The 24,182-nt window shown below is 69.3% G+C and carries 24 protein-coding genes and 1 pseudogene; 16 read left to right on the plus strand and 9 right to left on the minus strand.

The window, feature by feature from the left end; translation table 11 throughout:
• The first annotated feature begins 5 nt into the window (after nt 1–5).
• Nucleotides 6–374, plus strand: a complete 369-nt coding sequence (locus JTJ31_RS03315; protein WP_207537149.1) for a HesB/IscA family protein — start codon at nt 6–8, stop codon at nt 372–374.
• A gap of 15 nt (nt 375–389) precedes the next feature.
• Here the strand turns inward: JTJ31_RS03315 and JTJ31_RS03320 are convergent, their stop codons facing one another.
• Nucleotides 390–2,825 carry an MHYT domain-containing protein gene (locus JTJ31_RS03320; protein WP_207537150.1) on the minus strand — a complete coding sequence of 812 codons (2,436 nt, stop codon included), beginning with the start codon at nt 2,823–2,825 and terminating at the stop codon, nt 390–392.
• A 151-nt stretch (nt 2,826–2,976) separates the two neighbouring features.
• Here JTJ31_RS03320 and JTJ31_RS03325 point away from each other — a divergent pair, with 151 nt between their 5' ends.
• From JTJ31_RS03325 to JTJ31_RS03345, 5 genes are read left to right on the plus strand one after another with little or no spacing between them, the layout of a single operon-like run.
• Nucleotides 2,977–3,885, plus strand: a complete 909-nt coding sequence (locus tag JTJ31_RS03325; RefSeq protein WP_207537151.1) for an SDR family NAD(P)-dependent oxidoreductase — start codon at nt 2,977–2,979, stop codon at nt 3,883–3,885.
• Nucleotides 3,886–3,889: 4 nt separating this feature from the next.
• Nucleotides 3,890–5,041: an acyl-CoA dehydrogenase family protein gene (locus JTJ31_RS03330; protein WP_207537152.1), complete on the plus strand. Its 1,152-nt coding sequence runs from the start codon at nt 3,890–3,892 to the stop codon at nt 5,039–5,041.
• Nucleotides 5,038–7,041: an acetate--CoA ligase family protein gene (locus JTJ31_RS03335; protein WP_207537153.1), complete on the plus strand. Its 2,004-nt coding sequence runs from the start codon at nt 5,038–5,040 to the stop codon at nt 7,039–7,041. The genes JTJ31_RS03330 and JTJ31_RS03335 overlap by 4 nt, the downstream gene beginning before the upstream one ends.
• Nucleotides 7,038–7,844 carry a nitroreductase family protein gene (locus JTJ31_RS03340; RefSeq protein WP_207537154.1) on the plus strand — a complete coding sequence of 269 codons (807 nt, stop codon included), beginning with the start codon at nt 7,038–7,040 and terminating at the stop codon, nt 7,842–7,844. The genes JTJ31_RS03335 and JTJ31_RS03340 overlap by 4 nt, the downstream gene beginning before the upstream one ends.
• The gene (locus JTJ31_RS03345) at nt 7,825–8,451 is read left to right on the plus strand and encodes an NUDIX hydrolase (protein ID WP_207537155.1); all 627 of its coding nucleotides are present in this window, start codon (nt 7,825–7,827) and stop codon (nt 8,449–8,451) included. The genes JTJ31_RS03340 and JTJ31_RS03345 overlap by 20 nt, the downstream gene beginning before the upstream one ends.
• Here the strand turns inward: JTJ31_RS03345 and JTJ31_RS03350 are convergent.
• From JTJ31_RS03350 to JTJ31_RS03365, 4 genes are read right to left on the minus strand one after another with little or no spacing between them, the layout of a single operon-like run.
• The gene (locus JTJ31_RS03350) at nt 8,434–9,315 is read right to left on the minus strand and encodes an MBL fold metallo-hydrolase (protein ID WP_207537156.1); all 882 of its coding nucleotides are present in this window, start codon (nt 9,313–9,315) and stop codon (nt 8,434–8,436) included. The two genes, JTJ31_RS03345 and JTJ31_RS03350, sit on opposite strands and share 18 nt — an antisense overlap.
• Entirely contained in the window at nt 9,312–10,205 is an 894-nt protein-coding gene (locus tag JTJ31_RS03355) for a DMT family transporter (protein ID WP_207537157.1), read from the minus strand. The genes JTJ31_RS03350 and JTJ31_RS03355 overlap by 4 nt, the downstream gene beginning before the upstream one ends.
• Entirely contained in the window at nt 10,189–11,127 is a 939-nt protein-coding gene (locus JTJ31_RS03360; RefSeq protein ID WP_236019785.1) for a DMT family transporter, read from the minus strand. Before JTJ31_RS03360 ends, JTJ31_RS03355 begins: the two co-directional genes overlap by 17 nt.
• Nucleotides 11,120–11,944 carry an HTD2 family dehydratase gene (locus JTJ31_RS03365; RefSeq protein WP_207537158.1) on the minus strand — a complete coding sequence of 275 codons (825 nt, stop codon included), beginning with the start codon at nt 11,942–11,944 and terminating at the stop codon, nt 11,120–11,122. The genes JTJ31_RS03360 and JTJ31_RS03365 overlap by 8 nt, the downstream gene beginning before the upstream one ends.
• Between JTJ31_RS03365 and JTJ31_RS03370 the strand changes: the two genes are divergently transcribed.
• The 3 genes from JTJ31_RS03370 to JTJ31_RS03380 are packed head-to-tail and all read left to right on the plus strand — an operon-like array spanning nt 11,943 to nt 14,103.
• Complete coding sequence (locus JTJ31_RS03370; protein WP_236019786.1) at nt 11,943–12,812, plus strand: class I SAM-dependent methyltransferase; 870 nt, start codon at nt 11,943–11,945, stop codon at nt 12,810–12,812. The genes JTJ31_RS03365 and JTJ31_RS03370 overlap by 2 nt on opposite strands.
• An 8-nt stretch (nt 12,813–12,820) precedes the next feature.
• Nucleotides 12,821–13,771, plus strand: a complete 951-nt coding sequence (locus JTJ31_RS03375) for a glycosyltransferase family 2 protein (RefSeq protein WP_207537159.1) — start codon at nt 12,821–12,823, stop codon at nt 13,769–13,771.
• 41 nt (nt 13,772–13,812) lie between these two features.
• Entirely contained in the window at nt 13,813–14,103 is a 291-nt protein-coding gene (locus JTJ31_RS03380; RefSeq protein ID WP_236019872.1) for an EamA family transporter, read from the plus strand.
• An 84-nt stretch (nt 14,104–14,187) separates the two neighbouring features.
• Here the strand turns inward: JTJ31_RS03380 and JTJ31_RS24475 are convergent.
• From JTJ31_RS24475 to minC, 4 genes and pseudogenes are all read right to left on the minus strand, one after another.
• A pseudogene (locus JTJ31_RS24475) lies at nt 14,188–14,931 on the minus strand (serine hydrolase); the annotation flags it as partial.
• A 197-nt stretch (nt 14,932–15,128) separates the two neighbouring features.
• A complete protein-coding gene (gene minE / locus JTJ31_RS03390) occupies nt 15,129–15,416 on the minus strand; it encodes a cell division topological specificity factor MinE (protein WP_207537161.1) in 288 nt (95 codons plus the stop codon).
• Complete coding sequence (gene minD, locus JTJ31_RS03395) at nt 15,413–16,237, minus strand: septum site-determining protein MinD (RefSeq protein WP_207537162.1); 825 nt, start codon at nt 16,235–16,237, stop codon at nt 15,413–15,415. Before minD ends, minE begins: the two co-directional genes overlap by 4 nt.
• A 30-nt stretch (nt 16,238–16,267) precedes the next feature.
• On the minus strand, nt 16,268–17,023 hold the full coding sequence (gene minC, locus JTJ31_RS03400; RefSeq protein ID WP_207537163.1) for a septum site-determining protein MinC: 756 nt from the start codon (nt 17,021–17,023) through the stop codon (nt 16,268–16,270).
• Nucleotides 17,024–17,191: 168 nt separating this feature from the next.
• Between minC and JTJ31_RS03405 the strand changes: the two genes are divergently transcribed.
• From JTJ31_RS03405 to atzF, 7 genes are all read left to right on the plus strand, one after another.
• Entirely contained in the window at nt 17,192–18,151 is a 960-nt protein-coding gene (locus tag JTJ31_RS03405) for a D-2-hydroxyacid dehydrogenase family protein (RefSeq protein ID WP_207537164.1), read from the plus strand.
• Between the two features lie 134 nt (nt 18,152–18,285).
• On the plus strand, nt 18,286–19,236 hold the full coding sequence (locus JTJ31_RS03410) for an ABC transporter substrate-binding protein (protein ID WP_207537165.1): 951 nt from the start codon (nt 18,286–18,288) through the stop codon (nt 19,234–19,236).
• Nucleotides 19,236–20,021 (plus strand): ABC transporter permease, encoded by a 786-nt coding sequence (locus JTJ31_RS03415; protein ID WP_207537166.1) that lies wholly within the window; start codon nt 19,236–19,238, stop codon nt 20,019–20,021. Before JTJ31_RS03410 ends, JTJ31_RS03415 begins: the two co-directional genes overlap by 1 nt.
• Nucleotides 20,014–20,793, plus strand: a complete 780-nt coding sequence (locus tag JTJ31_RS03420; protein WP_236019787.1) for an ABC transporter ATP-binding protein — start codon at nt 20,014–20,016, stop codon at nt 20,791–20,793. Before JTJ31_RS03415 ends, JTJ31_RS03420 begins: the two co-directional genes overlap by 8 nt.
• A complete protein-coding gene (locus JTJ31_RS03425) occupies nt 20,794–21,660 on the plus strand; it encodes a polysaccharide deacetylase family protein (RefSeq protein WP_207537167.1) in 867 nt (288 codons plus the stop codon).
• Nucleotides 21,657–22,478, plus strand: coding sequence for an alpha/beta hydrolase (locus JTJ31_RS03430; protein WP_236019788.1), 822 nt, complete (start codon nt 21,657–21,659; stop codon nt 22,476–22,478). Before JTJ31_RS03425 ends, JTJ31_RS03430 begins: the two co-directional genes overlap by 4 nt.
• The gene (atzF, locus tag JTJ31_RS03435) at nt 22,475–24,160 is read left to right on the plus strand and encodes an allophanate hydrolase (protein ID WP_207537169.1); all 1,686 of its coding nucleotides are present in this window, start codon (nt 22,475–22,477) and stop codon (nt 24,158–24,160) included. The genes JTJ31_RS03430 and atzF overlap by 4 nt, the downstream gene beginning before the upstream one ends.
• Nucleotides 24,161–24,182: the final 22 nt, after the last annotated feature.

The following is a 24,182-nucleotide window of genomic DNA, read 5'->3' on the forward strand; positions in this document are numbered from 1 at the left end:
ACGCGATGGCCACCGCCGAAACCCCCACGAAGACCAGGCGCGAATTGCCGCCGCTGATGCGGCTCTCCGACGCCGCGGCCGAAAGGCTGCGCGCCCTCTACGGCAAGGCCGAAGCCGGCAAGCTGCTGCGGATCGGGGTCAAGACCAAAGGCTGCTCCGGCATGGCCTATGACCTCGATTTCGTGGACGCGCCCGGGCCGGGCGACGAGGTGGTGAAGGACAAGGGCCTCACCATCCTCGTGGACCGTAAGGCGTCGCTCTACCTGATCGGCACGATCATGGATTACGAGGTGAAGGCGATGAGCGCGGGCTTCACCTTCGTGAACCCGAACGAGAGGGGCCGCTGCGGCTGCGGCGAGTCCTTCCACGTGTGACGGAGGGGCGGCGCGCTACGCCGCCTCCTGCTCCTTTCGGCGCAACGCGCGGTCCAGCGCCGCCGAAAGTTCCTCCGGCTGATAGGGCTTTGGCAGGATCTCGACACCCTTGGGCGGCGACATCCGGGTGAGCTGCTCGCTATAGCCGGTGGTCAGCACTACCGGCAGGCCCGGCCAGGATTCCTGAACGATCCGGGCCAGCTCCATCCCACCGATCCCGCCCGGCATCACGATGTCGGAGAACACGACATCCGGCGCCATGCCGGAGCGCAGCAGGGACAGCGCTTCCTCCGCGCTGCTTGCGTGGCTGGTGTTGTAGCCGCGCTCCTCCAGCAAGGACACGGCAAGCGTCCCGACCTCCATGTTGTCCTCGACCACGAGGATCGTCCCCCGCGCGGCGGATGCCGGCCCGGCCGTCACGGGCTTGGCATGGACCGCCTCGCCGAGGGCGCGCGGCAGGAGCAGGGAGACGGAAGTTCCCTCGCCCACCTCGCTGCGGATGGAAATATCGCCGCCCGATTGACGCACGAAGCCGAGGACCTGCGGCAGGCCGAGCCCCGTGCCGTAGCCCGCGGGCTTGGTGGTGAAGAAGGGCTCCAGCACGCGATCCAGCAGGTGCTGCGGGATGCCCTGCCCGGTGTCGCGCACGACGATGCACACATACTCGCCAGCCGGACGCTCGCCTTCCGCGTCCAGCGTCGCGTTGCGCGCCTCGATGATCACGACCCCGCCCTCCGGCATCGCGTCGCGCCCGTTCACGGCGAGGTTCAGGATCGCCACCTCCAGCTGCCCGGGATCCACTTTGGCGAGCCAGAGATCGGGCTCGATCGCGGTCCGAACCTCGATGCCCGAGCCGAGGGTGCGGTGCAGGAGTTCCGACATGCCGGAAAGCCGTTCCGCCACGTCCACCACCTCGGGATGCAGCGCCTGCCGGCGCGCGAAGGCGAGGAGGCGCCCGGTGAGGTCCCGCGCGCTGCGTCCGGCCCGGATCATCCCGTCCAGGATCACGTCCCGCTTGGCCTCCGCAAGGCTTGGCTGGCGCAGCAGCGCGGCGCCGCTGGTCACGACCTGCAGGAGGTTGTTGAAGTCATGCGCGACCGCACCCGTGAGCTGGCCGAGCGCGGCGAGCTTCTCGGCCTGGCGCGCCTCCTCCTCCGCCCGGCGCCGCTGGCGGGCGACCTGAAGCAGGGCTGCGGTCCGCTCCTCGACCAGAATTTCCAGTTCCTGACGGTCGCGTTCCAGCACGGCCTGGGCCGCACGGGCCTGGGTGACGTCCTGGCATACCCCCACCAGCCGTGAGGGCGGGAGGTGAGCCGCCCGAAGCGCCATTACCCGCTCTTCGCCATCCTGCCGGCGCACGCGGCACTCAGCGACGAAATGTTCATCACCCTGCCTGGCCGCGCGCAAGGCAGCACGGAGCGGACCAAGATCCTCTGGATGGACGAAATCCTGCCAGCGCCGTGCCGCCGCCTCGCGTGAAGCGGGCGGGAGGCCCAGCAACGCGCCCATCATCTCGTCCCAGTTGACCTGGGCGGTGGCGAAATTCACCTCCCAGGTGCCGAGACCGGCGGCTTCCAGCGCGATGCGGAGCCGCGTCTCGCCCACGCGCAGCGCTGCCTCGGCCGCCGCACGCTCGGCGCTGAGCAGGGCCGCGCGCGCCTCGCTCTCACGAAGTGCTACCGCGGCCTCACGCTGGGCCAGGGCGCTGAAGCGGCGGTCGAACAGCGCCGCGAGCAGCGCCAGGAAAAGGATCAGCCCCGTGGTGCCCGCGACACCGAGGGCCAGTGCGCCCTGATCCAGCCCGGTGATGGCACCAGGGCGATCCTGCCCCGCAGGCACGACCCAGGTCGCGGCTGCCATGGCGGTGTAGTGCATCCCCGCCACAGCCAGGCCCATCACCACCGCTGCCGCCACCTTCGGCGCCCGGGCCGTCTCGCGCAGGAAAAGCCAGAGCGCCACGGTCGCCGCCGCCACCGCCACCAGCAGCGACACCACGACTAGGGACGGGTCATAGTGCAGCAGCGCGCCCGAGTGCATCGCCGCCATGCCAGTGTAGTGCATGGTCGCGATGCTGGTGCCGACAACGATCCCGGCACCGAACACCCAGCGCGGACGGCCGACGCCGCGCCGGACCAGGCTGAAGCCGAAGCCCGTCACGATGACCGGCAGCACGAAGGAGAACAGGGTCAGCCAAGGGTCGAAGGTGATGGGGACCGGCAGGGTGAAGGCCAGCATCGCTACGAAATGCATCGCCCAGATGCCGCCGCCCATGGCCACGGCCGCCGCTCCGGTCCAGAGCCGCACGCCCATTCCATGCGCCACGCGCACCCGGCCAGCGAGGTCCAGCGCCGTGTAGGAGGCCAGGATGGCGATCCCCACTGACAAGGCCACAAGGGCCGGGTCATGGTGTCCGCCGAGGATCTCGCCGAATTCGTGCAGCTTCCCGTGCAATGGTCTTCAGGGCCTTGATTGCACTTTCAGCATAGCCGCGCCGCAGGGTTGTTACGAGGGGATGAATCGAGGGAGGGGGACCGCTTCACGGGGGCGGATGCCCGTCCTAACCTCCCGCGCTGCGAAACGGACACACGGGAGAACGCCCATCATGATGCTTGAAGGCAAGGTCGCGATCGTCACCGGCTCGGGCGGCGGCATTGGGCGTGAGATTGCGCTCGCCATGGCGGAGGCCGGGGCCAAGGTCGTCATCAACGACATCGGCGCCTCGCTCAGCGGCGAGGGGCAGGACGCCACGCCGGCGCAGCAGACGAAGGCCATCATCGAGCAGAAGGGTGGCCAAGCGGCGATCAACACCGACAGCGTCTCCGAGTGGGACAACGCGAAGAAGATCGTCCAGTGCGCCCTCGACAATTTCGGCCGCGTGGACATCGTAGTGAACAACGCGGGCATCCTGCGCGACCAGATCTTCCACCGCATGACGCCGGAAGAGTGGCTGGCCGTCATCAATGTCCACCTCAACGGCTCCTTCTTCGTCAGCCGCGCGGCGGCGGAGCATTTCCGCAAGCAGGAAAGCGGCTCATTCGTCCACATCACCTCCACCTCGGGGCTGATCGGCAATTTCGGGCAGGCGAACTACTCCGCGGCGAAGCTGGGCATCGTGGCGCTGTCCAAGTCCATCGCGCTGGACATGAAGCGCTACAACGTCCGCTCCAACTGCCTCGCGCCCTTCGCCTGGAGCCGCATGACCAGCAGCATTCCCGCCGAGACGCCTGAGCAGAAGGCGCGGGTCGAGCGGCTGATGCGGATGGGCCCAGAGAAGAACGCGCCGCTCGCCGTCTTCCTCGCCTCCGATGCGGCGAAGGAAGTCTCCGGCCAGATCTTCGCGCCGCGCATGCATGAGCTGTTCCTGTTCTCGCAGAACCGGCCGGTCCGCTCGGTCCATAGCGAGTCGGGCTGGACGCCGGAGAAGATCGCCGAGATCGCGCTGCCGGCCTTCCGCTCCGGCTTCGTGCCCCTGGAGCGTTCGGGCGACGTCTTCTCCTGGGATCCGGTCTGACCCCATGGATTTCCGCCTGACGGAAGAGCAGGCCGCCTTCGCGGAGGTGGTGCGCGGCTTCGCCGAGCGCCACCTGCGGGAGGGGGCGGTGGAGCGTGCCCATACGGTCGGCTATCCATGGGGCGTCGCCAAGCTCATGGCGCAGCAGGGCCTGTTCGGCATCATGCTTCCCGAGGAGGATGGCGGCCAGGGCGGCACGGTGATGGATGCGGTGCTGGCGATGGAGCAGATCGCCGCGGTCTGCCCTCGCTCCGCTGACGTGCTCCAGGCGGGAAATTTTGGGGCCTTCCGCACCCTCGCCGAGTATGCGAGCCCCTACCAGAAGGAACGCTTTTTCAGGCCGCTGCTGAACGGGGAGGCGGTGGCCGCGGTGGGCATGAGCGAGCCCGAGGCCGGCTCCGCACTCACGGACCTGACCACACGCTGCACCCCGGATGGCGATGGCTTCCGCCTGAACGGACAGAAGGTCTTCACCACCAACAGCGCCGAGGCGAATGTCTTCGTCGTGTATTGCCGCTTCGGACCCGGCGTGGGCGGCATCGGCTCGGTGCTGGTGGAGCGCGGGCAGGAAGGCTTCCGCCTCGGCCAGCCCTCTCTCTACATGAACGACGAGGAGTGGTGCGCCCTCTACTTCGAGGATGTCTACATCCCGAAGGAGATGGTGCTTCTCGGCCCCGGCGGGTTCAAGAAGCAGATCGGCGGCTTCAACGTGGAGCGGCTGGGCAACACCACCCGTGCCCTGGCGCTCGGCGAATACTGCTTTGCCCAAGCGCGGGAGCACGCGATGCAGCGCTCGCAATTCGGGCGCAAGCTTATGGAGTTCCAGGGGCTCCAGTGGAAGTTCGCGGAGATGCGCGTGGCGCTGGATTCCGCGCGCCTCCTGCTCTACCGCGCCGCAGTCAATGCCGGACGCGGGCTGCCTGACGCGCAGGAAGTGGCGCTGGCCAAGTATGCCTGCAACCAGGCGGGCTGGCTCGCTTCCAACGAGTCCCTGCAGGTCATGGGTGGCATGGGCTACTCGAAGGATCTGCTGATCGAATACTGCGTGCGGCGGACGCGCGGCTGGATGATTGCCGGCGGGTCGCTGGAGATGATGCGAAACCGCATTGCCGAAGGGGTGTTCGGCCAGTCCTTCTCGCAGCGCCCCCCGAAATGAGAGAGTTGCTGGCGCCACGCAGCATCGCCCTGATCGGCGCTTCGGCCGACGCGTCGCGGCTGACGGCGCGACCCCAGCGCTATCTGCGCCGCCACGGCTTCGGCGGGACGCTGCACCTCGTTCATCCCCGCGCCAACGAGATCGGCGGCGAGGCGACGCGTCCCGAAATCCCGGATGGCGTGGATTTCGCCTACATTCTGCTCGGCACCGAGCATGTGGAGGCGCAGGTCGCGGAGGCGGCGCGCAAGGGCGCGAAGCTCTGCTGCATACTGGCCGACGGCTTCGCCGAGGCGGGGCCGGAGGGCGAGGAGCGTCAGCGCCGCGTGGTGGAAGCAGCGCGGGTGGGCGGGATGCGCGTCCTTGGCCCCAACTCCATGGGGATGGTGAACCTGCAGGACCACATCGCCTGCACGGTGAACGCGGCGCTGGAGGCGGAGAGCCTGCTGGCCGGGCGCGTCGCGCTGGTTTCGCAATCAGGCTCCATGATGGGCGCCATCCTGTCGCGCGGTGCGGCCCGTGGCCTGGGCTTCTCGCACCTGATCGGTACGGGGAACGAAGCCGATTTGTCGGCGGGCGACATCGCCGGGATGCTGGTGGACGACCCCGGCGTGGACGCTGTGATGCTGTTCCTGGAGGCGATCCGCGCGCCGGAGGCCTATGCGGCGGCGGCGGCGAAGGCGCATCGCCACGGCAAGCCGATCATCGCCTTCAAGCTCGGCCGCTCCGAGTACGGGGCGGAGTTGGCGGCCTCGCACACCGGCGCCCTGGCCGGCAGCGATGCCTCGGTGGATGCCTTCTTCCGCGCCCATGGCATACTCCGCGCGACGACGCTGGAAGGCTTCCTGGAGCTTCCCTCCCTCGCCATCGGCCAGCGCGCCATGGCGCGGCCAGCCGCGGTGTCGGTGCTGACCACCACAGGCGGGGGCGGCGCCATGGCAGTGGATGCGCTGGGCGTCGCGGGGGTCGAGGCACGCGCGCCCGACACGGTAGCCGCCGAGGCGCTTTCGGCGGTGGGGATGCGCGCTGGGGCGCGCCTGCTCGACATGACCTTGGCCGGAACCAAGCCGGACCGCATTCAGGCCGCGATCCAGGCGCTGGACCAGGACAAGGAAACCGCGGTGATCGTGCCGGTGATCGGCTCCTCCGCGCAGTTCCGCCCCGCCGACGCGGTGGCGGGCATCGTCGCGGCCCGTCCGCGCAAGCCGATCGCCGCCTTCCTGGTGCCGCAGGCCGATGCGTCCCTGCACCTGCTCGCCCAAGCCGGCATCGCAGGGTTCCGCACGCCCGAATCCCTGGCAGATGCGTTGCGTGCCTTCCTGTCCTGGCGTCCGCCACGGCCGGTCGTGGCAGACGCCCCTGCCCTCTCGCTACCCGCGGAGCCAGACGAGGCCGAGGCGCGGGAGGCGCTGGCCGCACTCGGCCTCGCGAGCGCGTGGTCGCGCTTCGACGAGGAGCCACCGCCCGGCCTGCGCTACCCCGTTGCGCTGAAGATCCTGTCGCCCGATCTCGCCCACAAGACCGAGATCGGCGGGGTCGCGCTCGGCGTCCGGGACGAAGCGGCGCTGCGTCGGGAAATGGAGGCGATGCGCGAACGCGTCCGATCGGCCGCGCCCCAGGCACGGCTGCGCGGCTTCCTGGCGCAGCCGATGGTGCGTCCGCTGGCGGAGGCGATTCTCGGCTACCGGCGCAGCCCCGAGGTAGGGCCGATCGTGATGCTCGGCGCAGGCGGCGTCCTGGCGGAGTTGCACCGCGACGTGTCGCTCCGCCTCGCCCCGGTGGATGAGGAATCAGCCCGCGAGATGATCGCGGAGGTGCGCGCCTTGCACGTGGTGCAGGGCTTCCGCAACCTGCCACGCGGGGACATGGATGCCCTGGCCCGCGCCATCGTCGCCATCTCGCGCCTCGCCCTTGCGCCCGAGATCGCCGAAGCCGAGGTGAATCCCCTGATGATCCATGAGAGCGGCCTGACCGTCGCCGATGCCTGGGTGGTACGCCGATGAAGCACCTCCTCGCCGCACGTTACGGACAATTGCCCTTCGCGCCGCCCGAAGGTGATGCGCCGGAGGGACTTCGCCTCATCCTCGACCGCCGCGTGACGCGTCGCTTCTCCGCGAGCGAGGTCGAGGACGGTGTGCTGAACCTCGTGCTGGCCGGGGCGCAATCCGCCCCGTCCAAGAGCGACCTCCAGCAATACAGCATCCTCGTGCTGCGCGACGCGACGAAGCGGCGCCGCATTGCAGAGGCGATCGGCTCCATGCCCTGGATCGTCGATGCGCCGGTCTTCCTGCTCTTCTGCGCCGACCTTCGCCGCAACCGCGCCATCGGCGAGCGCGTCGGGCGGCCGAACCGCAACGACAATCTGGACAGCTTCCTGAACGGCACGGTGGACACGGCTCTCGCCTTGGGCTTCGCGGTGATGGCCGCCGAGGCGCTGGGCCTCGGCAGCTGCCCGGTCAGCTACGTTCGGAACCACCTGGACCTGATGCGGGAACTCGCTGCGCTGCCTGATGGCGTCTTTCCTGTCGCCGGGCTGGCGCTCGGCTGGCCGGAGACACGGAACGAGGTCTCGGCACGGCTGCCGCCAGAGGTCGTCGTCCACCGGGAGGCCTATTCCGACGCCTCCCCTGAGCCTATCGCCGTCTACGACGCCGCGCGGCCGCGTGCCAAGCCACGCTACCCGAATGTTCACGGTCCTGCGCCGGAGGGCTGCACCTGGAGCGAGAACGTGGCGCGGCAGTTATCCGTGCCGGAACGAGCGGAGTTTCGTGCCTGGCTGGAGGCCCATGGCTTCACCCTGCGCTGATCGACGCCGCGTCCGTCCGCGCGACGCGGCGAGCCTGCTTCTCTACCGGGAATCCCGCACGCGTGGGGTCGAGTTGCTGATGGGCCGCCGCCATCGCGACCTGCGCTTCATGCCCGGGATGCTGGTCTTCCCCGGTGGGCGGGTGGACCGGGCGGATTACCGCGCGCCCGTCGCGGCGGCGCTTCGGGGCGACACCGTCGCGCAACTGGGATTTTCCGCGCGGCCCTCCCTCGCCAAGGCGCTGGGCGTCTGCGCGGCGCGCGAATTGGAGGAGGAAACCGGGCTGCGCCTCGGCGGAAAGGCACCCGATCTATCGGGGCTGGCCTACCTGACCCGCGCCATCACGCCGGCGACCTTCCCCATCCGCTTCCACGCGCGCTTCCTCCTCGCCCCGGCCGAGATGGCTCAAGGCGAGATGCGCGGATCTGGCGAGCTGGAGGAACTCCGCTTCTTCACCCCCGACGAATTCGCCAACGCGCCGCATGCGCGGATCACGGCGATGATCGTGGAAGAGTTCCTGCGTTGGCGGCGCGATCCGGCGCGGCCGCTCATCCGCATCACCGGCAAGGATTCGCGCCATCCGGAGCGTCTACGCCAGCGCCCATAGCCCGTCGCGGTGGGTGGCGGCGCCCTCCTCTTCCAGCATGAGGAGTTGCGCGAGCATCGAGCGCCCCGCCGCCTTGATCAGCCGCGGGTCCATCGGGCCATAGACCGGGCCGACCAGCGCCTCGAGCGGTGCCGGTCCATGCTCGCGTAGCGCGGCGAGGATGCGCTGCTCCCGTCGCCGCCGGTGCACGGACAGCGCGTCCAGGAAGGGCATCGGGTCGGGCAGGTGCGGGCCGTGGCCGGGCAAATAGAGGCGGTCCTCCCCCTCGCGCAGCCGAAGGCGGCCGAGGCTGTCCATGTAGGCGCGCATGGAACCATCGGGTGGCGAGACGACGCTGGTGGACCAGGACATGACGTGGTCGGCACTGAACAACACGCCGCTGCCCTCCAGCGCGAAGCACAGGTGGTTTCCGCAGTGGCCGGGCGTGAACAGCGCGCGAAGCCGCCAATCCGCGCCATCCACCATCGCCTCATCCGCCAGGGCGATGTCGGGCACAAATTCGTGGTCGCCACCCTCCTGCCCTGCCTCGGGTGGCGTGGCGTGCGGGCCATACCCGAGCGTCGGCGCGCCGGTCAGTGCGGCAAGGCGCCGAGCCCCAGGCGAATGGTCCCGATGCGTGTGGGAAACGAGGATGTGCGTGATGCGCTCGCCCGAGGTCGCCGCCATGATGGCCTGGAGGTGCCGCTCATCCTCCGGCCCGGGGTCGATCACCGCGACGGATCCGCCCCCGCCGACGAGGTAGGTGTTGGTCCCACGGAAGGTGAAGGCCGAGGGGTTGTCGCACAGGATGCGGCGGATGCCCGGCGCCACCTGCTCCGCCTCGCCGGGCGGGAGTGAATCATCGCGCAGGAAGGGAACATTCATCGCCGGATTTTCCGCACCATCTCTCGGTGCATGATGTAGAGACCTGCCGCGACGATCAACGTGGCGCCGACCAGCGTCCAGAGCGTCGGCTGGTCGCCGAAGACGAGCAGGCCTAACAGGATGGACCACAGAATGCCGCTGTAGGAGAAGGCGCCCAGCGCCGAAACCTGCGCGCTGGCATAGGCCTCGGTCAGCAGCACCTGCGCCACGCCGCCGATGATCCCGGTGGCGAGTAGCAGGAGCCAGCCCTCCATCGAGGGATTCACCCAGACGAAGGGCATGGCGAGGCCGGTGAACCCGGTCATCAGCAGCGATTGCCAGAGAACGATGGTGCCCGAACGCTCGGTGGAGGAAAGGGACCGGACCAGCAGCGTCGTCGCGGCGGAGAAGACGCCATGCGCAACCGCCGCCGCCATGCCCATTGCCGCTGCCCGCGTGACCTCGCCCCCGAAGGCGCCCTTGCCCAGCGCGATGACCATGATGCCGAGGAACCCGCCTGCCACCGCGCCGAAGCGGTGCACCCCCACCTTCTCGCCCAGGAACGGGATGGCCAGCAGCGTGACGAAGACCGGCGTGGTGTAGGTGAGCGCGGTCTGCTCCGCGAGCGGCAGGACTGAAAGCGCGAAGAAGGAGCACGCCATGGCCGTGGTGCCGGTCGCAGCCCGCAGCACGTGCTGCCAGGGCCGCTTGGTGCGGAGCGTCGCGCCGTCGCGCGTGCGGAGCACGATCAGCAACACGACCGGCACGGCAAGGGCAGAGCGGAAGAACATGACCTGGAGGAAGTGAAGCTCCTCCGAGGCCAGTTTCACGAAGACGTTCATCGCGGCAAAGAGAGCGGTCGCGGCCAGCATGCAGGCCGCGCCCCGCCGCATGTCATGACGCAGCGGCACGTCTCGCCCTTTCCTCGGCGCGGCGCACCCGTTCCCGGTGCAGGTTGTAGATGCCGGCTCCGACCACGATCCCAGCGCCGGTCAGCGTCGTCCAGGCCGGCACCTCGCCGAATATCATGAAGCCGAGGGCGAGGCCCCAGAGCAGCGGCGTGTACTCCAGCGGCGCCAGCGCGGCGATGTTCGCCAAGGCGAAGCCGCGCGCGAAGAGCAGGTGCGCCACCGCATTGGACACGCCGAAGAACACCAGCAGCGCCACCATCCAGGCCGAGGGGAAGAGGTCCGGACCATCCGCATCCGGCCAGAACATGCTGAAGGGCAAAACCGCCAGGCCGAAGGGGACGTGAGTCAGCATCAGCCAGAAAGCGATGGTCTGCGGTGTGTCGGTGCTGGCCAGGGTGCGGGTCCAGATCCGGCTCACTGCCATTCCGCACACCCCGACCAGCAGCAGCGCCGCCTCCCAGCGCCAGAGATCGCCGCCGGGCTGGAGCATGAACAGCACGCCGCAGAACCCCACGGCGCAGGAGGTCCAGCGCCGCCAGCCCACCTTCTCGCCCAGCATGGGGATGGCGAGCAGCGTCATCAGCAGAGGCGCTGCCGCGGCCACCGCGTAGCTGTCGGCGAGGCCGAGGCCCGACATCCAGACATAGTACCAGAGCACCGAGACGGTGCAGTGCAGGGAGGAGCGGGCGAGGACTAGCGTCCCGCGCCGCGGCCAAAGCCCCCTTCCGCGCGCCATGATCGCGACGGCGAGCGACCCCACCAACCCGCGCCACAGCATCGCCCCCGCCACCCCGATCTCGGGCAGCAGGAACTTCACCGCGGCGTCGGCGAAGGAGATGACGGCATAGCCGGTCGCGGCATAGGCGAGGCCGCGCACCGCCGCCTCGCCGGAGGTGGCGCGGCCGGTCAGGGGTTCAGCCAAGCACGGCCTCGGCCGCCATGCAGGTCGCGCCCGATGCGTCGCGGGTCTCAGCCCGCGCGGCCTCCCCCTCGATGCGTGCCAGCACGTCCAGGCGGTTGCCGGCAAAGGCCGGGCGAGCGCCGCGGAAGGCGAAGCGCAGCAGGCGCATGCCGGGCGCCGCGTCCAGCATGGCCTGCGCCATGAGCGTCGCCTGCAGCGGTCCATGGACAACGAGGCCGGGGTAACCCTCCTCGCCCGTCACGTAGGGGAAGTCGTAATGGATGCGGTGGCCATTGCCGGTCAGGGCCGAGTACCGGAACAGCATCAGCGCGTCGGGCACCAGGCTCCGCGTGGTGGTGGCACCGAAGTCCGGTGCGGCTGGGGCGGGCTTCACCGCCGCGCCCTCGGCGCCGCGATACACGATGTCGTGCTCCTCGCGCAGCACCGGGCCGCGCGGCCCCTCGATCTCGTGCGCCACCGTCACGAAGACCAGCCGGCCGGAACCGCCCGCCTTTTCCTTCACGGAAAGGATAGTGGAGCGGCGCGTCACGCGGTCCTCGGCGCGCAGGGCGCTGGGTCCGAATTCCAGCCTTCCGCCCGCCCACATGCGGCGCGGCAGGTCATGCACGGGCGGCAGGAAGCCGCCGCGCTTGGGATGGCCGTCGGGGCCGATGCCGTCCGGGCGGCGCCAATCCTGGAACAGCATCCAGTGCCAGAGCGGCGGGACATCGCCCTCCGGCGTCGGGAGATCCAGCGTGGCCGCCAGCCCGGCGACGAGGCGCGGATCCAGCCGGTCCTCGGCCGTCTCGCTCCGTCCCACATAGGTGGCGTGGTCCATGGCTGCACATCCCCTGGTTGCTGGCGCCGGCATCCTTGTCACAGGACGGCATGGCAGCAAGGTGGCGGGGCGCCGCCCTGCCATGCGGCCGTCATTTCCTGGACTTGCCACCGCCCGATTCACGGGCGACACGCCCCTTGTGGAGCAGGCCGAATACGCACTGATGGATGCGGTCGAGGATCGCATGTGGTGGTACCGCGCCCTGCACCGGCGTGCGGAGGCGCTGCTGCGCCCCCTTCCGGATGGCGGGAGCGTGCTGGATGCGGGCTGCGGCACGGGTGGCTTCCTGCGCCGCCTGCGTTCCGCACGGCCGGGGCTGCGGCTGTTCGGCTTGGAATATGCCGAGGCCGCGGCGTGCCGCGCGCGGGAGAAGACCGGCGCCGCGATCGCGTCCGGCACCGTCAACGCCCTGCCCTTTCCCGATGGCTGCTTCGATGCCGTCGCCAGCTTCGACGTGCTATCGCACCGCGCCGTCGAGCCAAGCGAGGCGCTGGCAGAGTTCCGGCGGGTGCTGCGTCCCGGCGGAATGCTGGCACTGAACCTTCCGGCTCATGAATGGCTGCGCTCGGCCCATGATGCACGGGTGCACAATGCCCGCCGCTTCAGCCAAGCCGGCGCGCGGGCGATGCTTGAAGCGGCCGGGTTCGGCACAGTGCGGGCGCGGCACTGGAACTCGCTCCTGCTGCCGCTGATGCTGCTGCAGCGTCGGGTCCTGGCTCGGCGCGACGACGCCGCCTCCGACGTCACGGAATATCCGCCCTGGCTGGACCGGGCGCTCTTCGCCGCCACTGAGGCCGAATGGGGGCTGGCCCGCGCCGGGCTGCCTTTCCCGGCTGGCGGTTCCCTCCTCCTCACCGCCACGCGCTGAGAGCCCCCATGAACGACACCCATCCCGTCGGCCTTTCGGTCGTCATCCCGGTTTATCGCGGCGCCACGACGATCGGCCGCCTGGTCGCCGCCCTGTCCGAGCTTCGCCCTGAAGGCGGCATCGAGATCGTGCTGGTCAATGACGGCAGCCCGGACAATTCCGGCGAGGTCTGCCGCCAGCTGGTGCGTGAGGCGAAGGTGCCCATCACCTTCGTCGAGCATGCGCGTAACTTCGGCGAGCACAACGCCGTGATGACCGGCTTCCGCCACGCGCGCGGCGCCTACGTCATCAACATGGATGACGATCTCCAGAACCCGCCGGAGGAGGTGGTGCGCCTCTACGACCACGCACGGCTGGGCGGCTGGGACGTGGTCTACACCCGCTACGCGGTGAAGGAGCACGAGGGCTGGCGGAACCTCGGCAGCCGCTTCGCCAACAAGGTGGCGGACTTGCTGCTGGACAAGCCGAAGGGGCTCTACCTCTCCTCCTTCCGCTGCTGTTCCGCCCTCGTGGTGCGTGAGGTGACGAAATATTCGGGCCCCTATCCCTATATCGACGGGCTGATCATGCAAGTGACGCAGCGCATCACCACGTTGGAGGTGGCGCACTACCCGCGCGTCGAGGGCCAGTCCAACTACACGCTCCGTCGCCTCGTCCGGCTCTGGCTGAACCTCGCCACGAATTTTTCGCTCCTGCCACTACGCCTCGCCATCATCGCGGGGGTGGCGATGGGCGTGCTGGGCTTCCTCGTTGCGATCTTCGTGCTGGTGGAAGCGCTGTTCGGAGAGACGCCATCCGGCTGGGCCTCCTCCATGATGATCACGCTGCTGGTTTCGGGCGTGCAGTTCCTGATCCTGGGCGTGCTGGGCGAGTATGTGGGCCGGGCCTTCCTCTCGGCGAACGGGAAGCCGCAGGGCGTGGTGCGCGAGGTGAAGCACGGCGGGGAGGAGCACCCGTGAACATCCATTGGGCGGCGCTGATCGCCGCCATCTGCTCCTCCATGGTCGGTCAGGTGCTGCTGAAGACGGGGGCTGGCGCTGCGGGCGGCTTCATCGCGCAGATCTTCCGCCCGACGACGCTATTTGGCCTCTGCCTTTATGGCGGCAGCGCCTTCCTCTACATCTTCGCGCTGCGCCGCATTCCGATGAGCGTCGCCCTGCCCTGCACCGCCGCCAGCTACGCCATCATCGCGCTGGTCGGCTGGTGGTTCTTCGGCGAGGCGATGGGGATGCAGAAGGTCGCGGCCATCCTCTTCATCGTGACCGGGGTGGCGCTGCTCGCCACGGCGTGAAGGGGCCCAGGCCCCCTCACGCACCCGCTGCATGAACCCGTCCAGCGCCGCGCCGTCCAGCCAGCGCGAGACGCTGACGATGTCGCCCTCCGGCTCCATCCAGGTCGTGTTGCCGCCGGCACCGGAGAAGCATGCGGCGCCCTCGCTGGCCGAGGGCCACTTGGTGCGGCCGGTGTTCAGCCAGAACAGGAAGCCATAGTGCGGGTTCAGCGCGCATGGGGTGCGGCACTGGCGCAGCCAGTCCTCGGCAATGAGGCGCTTTCCACGCCACTCGCCCCCGGCCTGGGCCAGCAGCCCGACCAGCGCCTGATCCTCGGCGCTGATCACGGCGCCGCCGCCCCAGTGCCCACCGCCGGAGACGCTCTCGATCTGCTTCCCGTCGACATCGACCATCGAGGTGGAATAGCCGCGCCAGGTCCAGCCATCGGAGGCGCCAATCGGGCGCATGATGCGCTCGGCGAAGACCTCCGGCAGCGGGCGGCGGAACAGCAGCAGGAGGCCCAGCGCCAGCGCATTCACGCGGACGTCGTTGTATTCCCAGTACTGGCCCGGCGGCTGCAGCTTCCGGGTGGAGCGCTTCACCCCCTGGCCTTCAACGCCCAGGTTGCGGCCGCGGTCGATCAGGTCGCTCTTGCCCCAGAGCGTCCCTTCCCATTCGGAGGTGTTGGTAAGCAGGTGCCGCCAGGTCACGGCACCGTTCTGTTCCCCTTCGAAGGCGGGATGCGCAGCGCGGCGGCGGACTTCCTCATCGAGGTCCGGCAGCAGCCCATCCATCCAGGCAAGGCCGGCCAGCAGGGCGAGGTAGGACTTCGCCACGCTGAAGGTCATGTCGGCGCGCTGTGTGTCGCCCCATTCGGCCACGCGCTTCCCGCCCTTGAAGATCACCCCCGCCGGGCCGCCGCGCGCCTGCACCGGGCCGATCACCGCATTGTCGGGAGGCGGCTCGAAGAACCCCGAATCCAGATGCGCGCGGATGTCGCGCGGCCAGGGCGTCTCGTGCGAGAGCGCCCAATCCACCGCCGCCTTCAATGCGCCTGCGCCTTTGGGCCCGGGAGCTCTATGTCGATGGCCAGTGTGGAGAAATCGCCGCCCCGCTCGAGGTTCACCTGCACCTTGCCCGGGTCGATCGCGACGTAGCGCGCCACGACCTGCACCAGCTCCTGCTGAAGCTTGGGAAGGAAGTCGTCGCGGCCGCGCGACACGCGCTCATGGCTGATGATGACCTGAAGCCGGTCCTTTGCAGCCGCTGCCGTGCCGGGGGCCTGCTGTGCCTCCTCGCGCTTCTGGGCCCTGAAGAAATTCAGCCAGTTCATGCTGCCCTCCCGCCGCCGAAGAGGCGACCGAACAGCCCCGGCTTCTTCGGCACTTCCAGGAAGCGGTGCGGCTTCTCGTCGCCGAGGAAGCGGGATACCGCGTCAGTATAGGCCTGACCCGCCGAGCTTTCACTGTCCATGATGACTGGATTGCCGGAATTCGAGGCCTTGAGGACGCTCTCGCTCTCCGGGATCACCCCCAGCAGCGGGATGGCCAAGATCTCCAGCACGTCGTCCAGCTTCAACATCTCGCCGCGCTCGACGCGGGCGGGATCGTACCGGGTCAGCAGGAGGTGCTGCTTCACCGGCTCCTTCTTCTCCTCGGCGCGCTTCGACTTGCTCTGGAGCACGCCCAGGATGCGGTCGCTGTCACGGACGGAGGAGACTTCGGGGTTGGTTACCACGATGGCCTGGTCGGCGAAGTAGAGGGCAAGCAGCGCGCCCTTCTCGATGCCGGCGGGGCTGTCGCAGAGGATGTAGTCGAAATCCTTCGACAGCTCCTCGATGACGTTGGCGACGCCTTCGCGGGTCAGCGCGTCCTTGTCCCGCGTCTGCGAGGCCGGGAGGATAAAGAGCCCCTCGACCCGCTTGTCCTTGACCAGCGCCTGCTGGAGCTTCGCCTCGCCCTGGATGACGTTGACGATGTCGAAAACGACCCGCCGCTCGACGCCCATGATGAGGTCGAGGTTGCGGAGCCCCACGTCGAAGTCGATCACAACGGTCTTCTTGCCGCGCTGCGCCAGCCCCGTGGCAATGGCGGCGGAGGATGTGGTCTTGCCCACGCCCCCCTTGCCCGATGTGACGACGATCACCTGCGCCATGTGTTCACCTCACCTCGCGTTCCGATTGCTTCAGCCCAGTGGCTCGAAGCGCAATTGCTCGCCCTCCAGCCGCACCGCTACGGTGCGGCCGATGGAGGCGTTCTGGAGCCCCTCGCGCACCGCGTAGAACCCCGCGATGGCGACCAGTTCCGGGTCGAAATTCTGCACGAAGATGCGCGCCTCCGGATCTTCGTTCGCGCCGGCCACCGCGCGGCCACGCAGCGTGCCGTAGATGTGGATGTGCCCATCCGCCAGCACCTCGGCGCCCGCGTTGACGGTGCCCATCACGATCAGGTCGGCACCCTGGGCGTAGATCCGCTGCCCAGCGCGTACATTCTGCTCCACAAGCAAGGTGCGGGCAGCGGCGGGGCGGGGCGCTTCCTCGGGGGGCGGCGCGATGGCAACGGGAGGCGCGGCGACTGGAGAAGGCGCCTCGACCTCCGTTTCCTTCTGCCCGGTGGGGCGCAAGGTCGGCAGCCCGGCCCCGGCGGCGGCGGCGCGCAGGGTCTGCGGACCTCCGACAACGCCGATGGGCAGGATCTCCAGCTTGCGGAGGCCCGCGACCAGCGCCGCAAAATCCACTTCCTGGCCGTCCAGATCGTCGAGTCCGATGGCGATGGGTGCGAAGCGCAGGAAGCCCGGAGCGCGGCGGAACTGGTCGCCCAGCGCGGGGAGCACCTCCTCTGGCCGAGCCGAGAGCAGCCGCAGCGTCAGCAAGCTGTAGTTGCTCGCGCGCAGCCGGAAGGCTTCCGAAGGGGGGGCGGCAGGCCGCGCGTCGGCGGTCATGGGCGGTGGGGCATCCTCAAGCGTTCAGGCAACCCGTCACATAGCGGGGTGCGCGCCCCCGGCGAAGCCCCCAATCGTTCCTGCCGATCCGGAAAACCACGGAGGCGGGCATTGACGCCGCCCGGATTCCGGGCTGCCACATTCCCCAACACCACGGGAGGGTTCCTCATGCCGCAGATCAAGCGCCTCGCCATCCTCGATGATTACCAAAACGTCACGCTCCAGCTCGGTCCCTGGGACCGGCTGCCGCATGTCGAGAAGACCGTGTTCCGGGACACGATGGCCGACCAGGACGCGCTGGTGGAGAGGCTGCGCCCCTTCGACGCCATCCTGGCGATGCGCGAGCGCACTCCCTTCCCCGCTAAGCTGATCGAGCGCCTGCCCAATCTGCGCCTGCTGATCACCACCGGCGAGCGCAACCGCGGCATAGACGCGGCCGCCTGTGTTGCGCGAGGTGTCACCTTCTCCGGCACGCCCAGCTTCGGCGCGCCGACGGTAGACCTGACCTGGGGCCTTATCCTCGCCCTGGCGCGCCGCATCCCGGAGCAGGCGGCCGCGATGCGCGCAGGGCGCTGGCAGACCGCCATCGGAACCGGGCTGGAAGGAAAAACGCTGGGCCTGCTCGGCTTCGGCAAGCTCGGGCGGCGCGTCGCCGCCGTGGGCAAGGCGCTGGGCATGGATTGCATCGCCTGGAGCCAGAACCTGACCGACGAGGCGGCCGCGCAGGGCGGTGCACGGCGCGTGGAGAAGGAAGCGCTGTTCCGCGAGGCTGACGTCCTCTCCATCCACTACATCCTGTCCGAGCGGTCGCGCGGCCTCGTCGGTGCGGCGGAGCTGGCGGCGATGAAGCCCTCCGCCCTGCTGGTGAACACCTCCCGCGGACCGATCGTAGATCAGGCGGCGCTGATCGCCGCGCTGAAGGAAGGCCGGATCGCGGGGGCGGGCATCGATGTCTATGACATCGAGCCGGTTCCTGCCGACCACCCGCTACTTTCGGCTCCGAACGCCGTGCTGACCCCGCATCTGGGCTACTGCACGGAGGACAACTACCGCGCCTATTTCCAGGGTGCGGTGGAGGCCATCGAAGCCTTCGAGAAAGGCCAGCCCATCCGCGTCATCACGGGCTGATTGCATATTCTCTGGGCGGCTCTGCGCCGATTTTGGGCAGAAGCCGCCCAGGCCGACGCAAAATTCAGCAAGGCAGCGTTGCCGTATCCGGGTGCGAAACGGCATCACCCTCTGATCAAGAGGGAGATCGCGCCATGAGCCTCGTCCGCCGCCAGTTGCTTGCCGCCACAGCCGGGGTGTTTGCGGCGCCCGCCCTCGTAGCCGCGCAGGGCACGCGTGTCCGCATGGGGGCGCTGCGCCTGATCCACTCCATCACGCCCTTCTTCTACGAGCGCTTCATGCCCGAGGGCATGACCGTGGAAGTGATCCCCTTCGAGAGCCCGACCGAGGGCAAGAACGCCGTCGTCACCCGCTCCGTCGATTTCGGCGCCTTCGGAGTCGCCGCTGGCATCCTAGGCGCCGCGGCGCGGGAGCCGGTGGTGGTCATCGGCTCCTGCTGCGACAAGGGCATGGCGATCGTCGCACGCAAGGATGGCCCGGTGAACACCCTCACCGACGTGCGCGGTCGCCGCGTCGGCATCTGGCCCGGCTCGACGCAGGAGGTCTTCATCCGCGAAAGGCTGCGGATGGAGGGGATGAACATCCGCGACATCCAGAGCATCCGCGTTTCCTTCAGCGAGATGCATGCCGCCCTCGCCCGCGGCGATATCGACGCCTATGTGGGCGCGGAGCCGGGTCCCGGCATCAGCGTCACCTCCGGCATCGGCAAGATCGTCGAGTTTCCGTACTCCACGGCCATGGGCACGCTGAACATGATCTTCGCGGCCCATCACGAGACGACGCAGCGCAATCCGCAGCTTTGCGCCGCCATGATGCGCGTCCATCGCCGCGCCAGCGAGTACGCCAGCCTGAACCGCGCCGCCGCGATCGAGATGGCGGTGCAGCGCCTCGGCATGAACCGTGGGGCGCTGGAAGTCTCAATCGAGAACGTGGAGCTGAACTGGCGCATGACGCCCGCGATGATCGAGCGTTCGCGCACCTACGCGCAGCACATGCAGGAACTGCAGCAGATCCGCCAGCAGCCGGATTTCAACGTGTTCTTCAACACGCGCTTCTCCGACGACGAAGCCCGGACCGCGGCCTGATGATTTCCGGGCGCGGACGGGCGATCGGCCTTTCCCTGGCCGCGCCGCTGCTTTTCCTGGCCTTCTGGCACCTCTCGACGGCAGGCCAGCCCTTCAGCCTGATCCCGCCGCCGCTGGAGGTCGGGCGCCAGCTCTGGGACCTCACCTTTGGTGGGGTCTGGGATGACTTGTACTCGGCGACGCTGCTGGAGCACGCGCTGGCGAGCGTGGGCCGCGTCTATGGCGGGTTCCTGCTTGCAGCCGCGCTGGCGCTGCCACTCGGAATGCTGATCGGGCGCGTGGCGCTGGTGCGCTCGCTGCTCGACCCCACGCTGCAACTGCTGCGGCCCATCCCGGTCACGGCCTGGCTGCCGCTGGCGATGATCGTCTTCGGCATCGGGCCGCGTTCGGCCTTCTTCCTCGTCTTCCTGGGTGCCTTCTACCCCATCCTCGTCAACACGGTCTTCGGCGTCCGCAGCGTGGAGGGGCGGCTCTTCGAGGCCGCTGCCATGCTCGGCGTCTCGCCCTCGGCCGTGTTCTGGAAGGTGGTGCTGCCCGCCGCGCTGCCCTCCATCTTCACTGGGCTCCGCCTCGGCCTCGGCTTCGCCTGGGTGGTGATCGTGGTCGGCGAAATGACGGGCGTGCAGACCGGCCTCGGCGCCATCATCATGGAGGCGCGTCAGTTGTCGCGCACCGAGATCGTCATCAGCGGGATGGTGGTGATCGGGTTGCTCGGCTTCCTGTCCGATGCGCTCGTGCAGGCGCTTGGGCGCCGCCTCCTGCGCTGGAGTCCGCAACATGGCTGATGGCATGATGACCCAAGCGGCGCTGAACATCCTGGACATCAGCGGTGTCACCAAGTGCTTCTCCTTCAACGGGGAACCGATCCTCGCGCTGGAGGGTGCGAACCTCGCCGTCCGCAAGGGCGAGTTCGTCTGCCTCATCGGCCCCTCGGGTTGCGGCAAGTCCACGCTGCTGCGGATGATCGCGGGGTTCGAGACACCCTCCGAAGGCCGGCTATCCATGTGGGGCGCGCCCGTTTCCGGTCCGGGGCCGGATCGTGGCATGGTGTTCCAGGACTACGGGCTGTTCCCCTGGCTTTCCGTCGCCCGCAACGTGGGCTTCGGCCCCGCCGCACGCGGCCGCCCGCGCGCGGAGGTCGAGGCGACCATCAAGCGCTTCGTGGACATGGTCGGGCTGACGCGCTTCGCCGATGCCTATCCGCACCAGCTTTCCGGCGGCATGAAGCAGCGCGTCGCCATTGCCCGCGTCCTCGCCAACGAGGCGGAGGTGGTGCTCATGGACGAGCCCTTCGGTGCGTTGGACGCCATGACGCGCGAAAACCTCCAGCGCGAACTCCTGGAGATCTGGGAACGGACCCGCCTCACCGTGCTCTTCGTCACCCATGCGATCGAGGAGGCGATCCTCCTCGCCGACCGGATCGTTGTGATGTCGCCCGGACCAGGCCGGATCGTGGCGGATGAGCTGGTCTCGCTGCCCCGGCCGCGCGATCCGACCGACCCCGAGTTCAACGCGCTGCGCCGCCGCTTCTCGGCGCTGTTGGGAAGCCATCACTGAATGCAACCTGAGTCACGGCTGGATTACGCAGCCCCGCGCGACCGCGCGCCGCGGCCGGGCCCTGGCGGCGCCCGCGTCCTCGTCTTCTTTGTCGTCAACGTGGAGGAATGGGGCATTGACCGCCCCATGCCGCGTCAGGTTCTCAGCGCCCCGACCGCCGCTGCCGTCCTGCCCGACCTCCCCAACTGGGCCTGGCACGAATACGGCATGCGCGTGGGCTTCTGGCGCATCCTCCGGGCCTGCGAGGCCCTGGGCATACGCCCCACCCTCTCGGTCAATGGCCGCGTCTGCGAGGCCTATCCCCGCATCGTCGAGGCGGCGCATGCCGCCGGATGGGAATTCATGGGCCACGGCTTCCGCCAGGTCCCGATACATCTGGTGGAGGACCAGCACGCCATGGTCCGCGACACGGTCGCAGCCATCGCGCGCGTGACCGGCGCGCCGCCGGTCGGATGGCTCGGCCCCGGGCTGACCCAGACCTTGGAAACGACGGATATCCTGGCCGCGCACGGCATCCGCTACTGCGCCGACTGGGTGGTGGATGACGTGCCGGTGCCCATCCAGACCGCCCATGGCCCGATCTGGTCCATGCCCTACAGCGTCGAGCTGAACGACATCCCGATGATCATGATCCAGCATCACCGGGCGGAAGAACTGCAGGAACGCAGCCTCGCCCAGCTGGACCGATTGCTGGAGGAATCGGAGGAGGAGGGCTGCAAGGTCATGGGCCTTGCCGTCCACCCCTATATCTCGGGCGTGCCGCACCGGATCGGCGTGCTGGAACGGACGCTGGAAATGATTGCCGCGCGGCCGGACGTGGTGTTCGCTCAGGGCCGCGAGATCCTGAAATGGTGGGAAGCGGCATGATCTGCGAATGGGCGAAGATGACGCGGCGGGACCGCGACGCGGCCTACAACAACACCGAGGCCGTGCCGGACAGCGCCTCCCTGATCAACGAGCGCGCCACCGCCTCCGCCGCCTTCCGCCTGCAGGGGATCCACGCGCTCAACCTCGCCTATGGCGAGACCGACCGCGAGCAATGGGACATCTATTGCGGCCCGGATGAGTCGGCACCGACCCTGGCCTTCATCCATGGCGGCTACTGGCAGCGCAACCGGCGGGAGGACTTCGCCATCCTGGCCGAGGGGGCGCTGGCGATGGGGTGGAACGTCGCCATGTGCGGCTACACCCTCGCGCCCGAGGCGACGATGGAGCGGATCTGCTGGCAGATCCACGCCGCGCTGGACTGGCTGGCGGCGAATGGCGAGGAGCACGGCGCCGGGGGGCCAATCCTTCTGTCCGGCTGGTCGGCGGGCGGGCACCTCGCGGCGCTGGGGGCGGAGCATCCGGCCGTCGCGGCGGCGCTGTGCATCTCTGGCATCTACGAGCTGGGGCCGATCCGCGACACCTACCTGAACACGGCGCTGAAGCTGACGGACGAGGAGATCACGGAATTGTCGCCCCTGCGCCGCCCCGTGGTGCCGAAGCCCATCGCCGTGGCCTATGGCGCGGCCGAATTACCGGCGCTTTGCCAGCAATCCCGACACTTCCACGGCTACCGCGCCGAGGCGCAGGCGCCCGGCCCACTCCTGCCCATCGCGGGAGCGGATCACTTCCGCGTGCTGGAAGCGCTGCGCCAGCCGGGCGGCGCCCTGCTGCGCGCCGCCGCCGAGTTGCTGCGTTGACCATCGCGGAGATCCGCGCGCGCCTCGCCGCCGGGGTGACGCCACGCGACATCGCGCGCGACACGCTGGCGCGCATCGCCGCCTGGAACGATCCGGCGCTCTTCATCACCCTGCGCGACGAGGGTGCGCTCCTGGAGGAAGCCGGCCGCCTGCCCCCTGGCCCGCTGCATGGCGTGCCCTTTGTGGTGAAGGACAACATCGACGTCGCGGGGCTGCCGACCACCGCCGCCTGCCCGGACTTCGCCCATGTGGCGGAGGCGGATGCCCCCGCCGTCGCACGGCTGCGTGCGACAGGGGCGCTTCTGCTGGGCAAGGTCAATCTGGACCAGTTCGCCACAGGGTTGAACGGTACGCGCTCGCCCTATGGCACGCCGCGCAACGCGCGCGACGCCGCTCTGATCCCTGGTGGCTCCTCCTCCGGTTCGGCCAGCGCGGTGGCGGCAGGGATCGCTGCCTTCTCCCTCGGCACGGACACGGCCGGGTCCGGCCGGGTTCCGGCCATGGCGCAGGGGATCGTCGGGCTGAAGCCCTCGCTGGGCCTCGTGCCCACGCGCGGGGTCGTGCCAGCCTGCCGCTCGCTCGATTGCGTCTCGGTCTTCGCTCATTCCGTCGCCGAGGCCGCCGAGGTGCTGGGAGTGATCGCGGGACCGGATGACACAGAGCCCTATTCCCGCCCGCTTCCCGCCTCCTGGCGCGCCGCTGCACCTTGCCCGCCTCGCTTCCGCCTGGCAGTGCCACAGGAGGCGCAACTGGTCTTCGACGAGGGCGCGGAGGACTTCGCTGCCGTGGCCACCCGCGCAAAGGAGCTGGGCGCGGAGATCCTCCGCGTGGACATCGCGCCCCTCCTCGACGTCGCGCGTCGTCTTTACGACGGCGCCTGGGTCGCCGAGCGGACGGCGGCGCTGCGGGGCTGGGTGACGGAGCGCCCCACCTCACTGCATCCGGTCACGCGCGCCATCCTTGAAGGCGGCCTCGGTCGCCTCGCCGTGGATGCCTTCGACGACTTCCACGCAGCTGCCGAGGCACGTTTGCTCGCCCGGCGGCTCTTCGAGGGCGCCGACGCGCTCCTGCTGCCCACGGCGCCCGGCATCCCGACGGTAGAGGCGATGCTGGCCGACCCGGTGGGCGCGAACTCGCGCCTCGGCACCTACACGAACTTCGTGAACCTCTGCGACCTGTCGGCCATCGCCATCCCCGCCGGGGCGGGCGTCACCCTGGTTGGTTCCGCCTTCGCCGAGGGGCGGATCTGCGGGATCGCCGCAAGCCTGCTGGATGAGGCCCTGCCTGTTCCGGAAGCGGCGCCAGGCGAGGCGGCGCTGTTCTGCATCGGCGCACATATGTCCGGCCTGCCGCTGAATGGGCAAGTGACCGCGCTGGGCGGCCGCTTCCTGCGGGAGGCTCGCACGACCCCCGAATACCGCCTTTTCGACCTCGGCGGCCGTCCCGGAATGCTGCGCGACCCGGACGGCGAGGCCATCACAGGCGAGATCTGGGCGTTGCCGCAGGCCGCGATCGGCCCCTTGCTGGCTGCGGTGCCGCCGCCCCTCGGCTTCGGCACGGTGCGGCTGGCGGATGGCTCCAATGTGCTCGGCTTCTTGGCCGAGGCGGAAGGGGTGCAAGGCGCGCCGGAAATCACCTCCTTCGGCGGCTGGCGCGCCTTCCTGGCGAAACGCGCGGCTTAAGCCCCCTTGCCTCCGTGCCGCC

Origin of the sequence: Sabulicella rubraurantiaca (genome assembly GCF_017355885.1) — a bacterium.
GTDB classification, from domain to species: domain Bacteria; phylum Pseudomonadota; class Alphaproteobacteria; order Acetobacterales; family Acetobacteraceae; genus Roseococcus; species Roseococcus rubraurantiacus.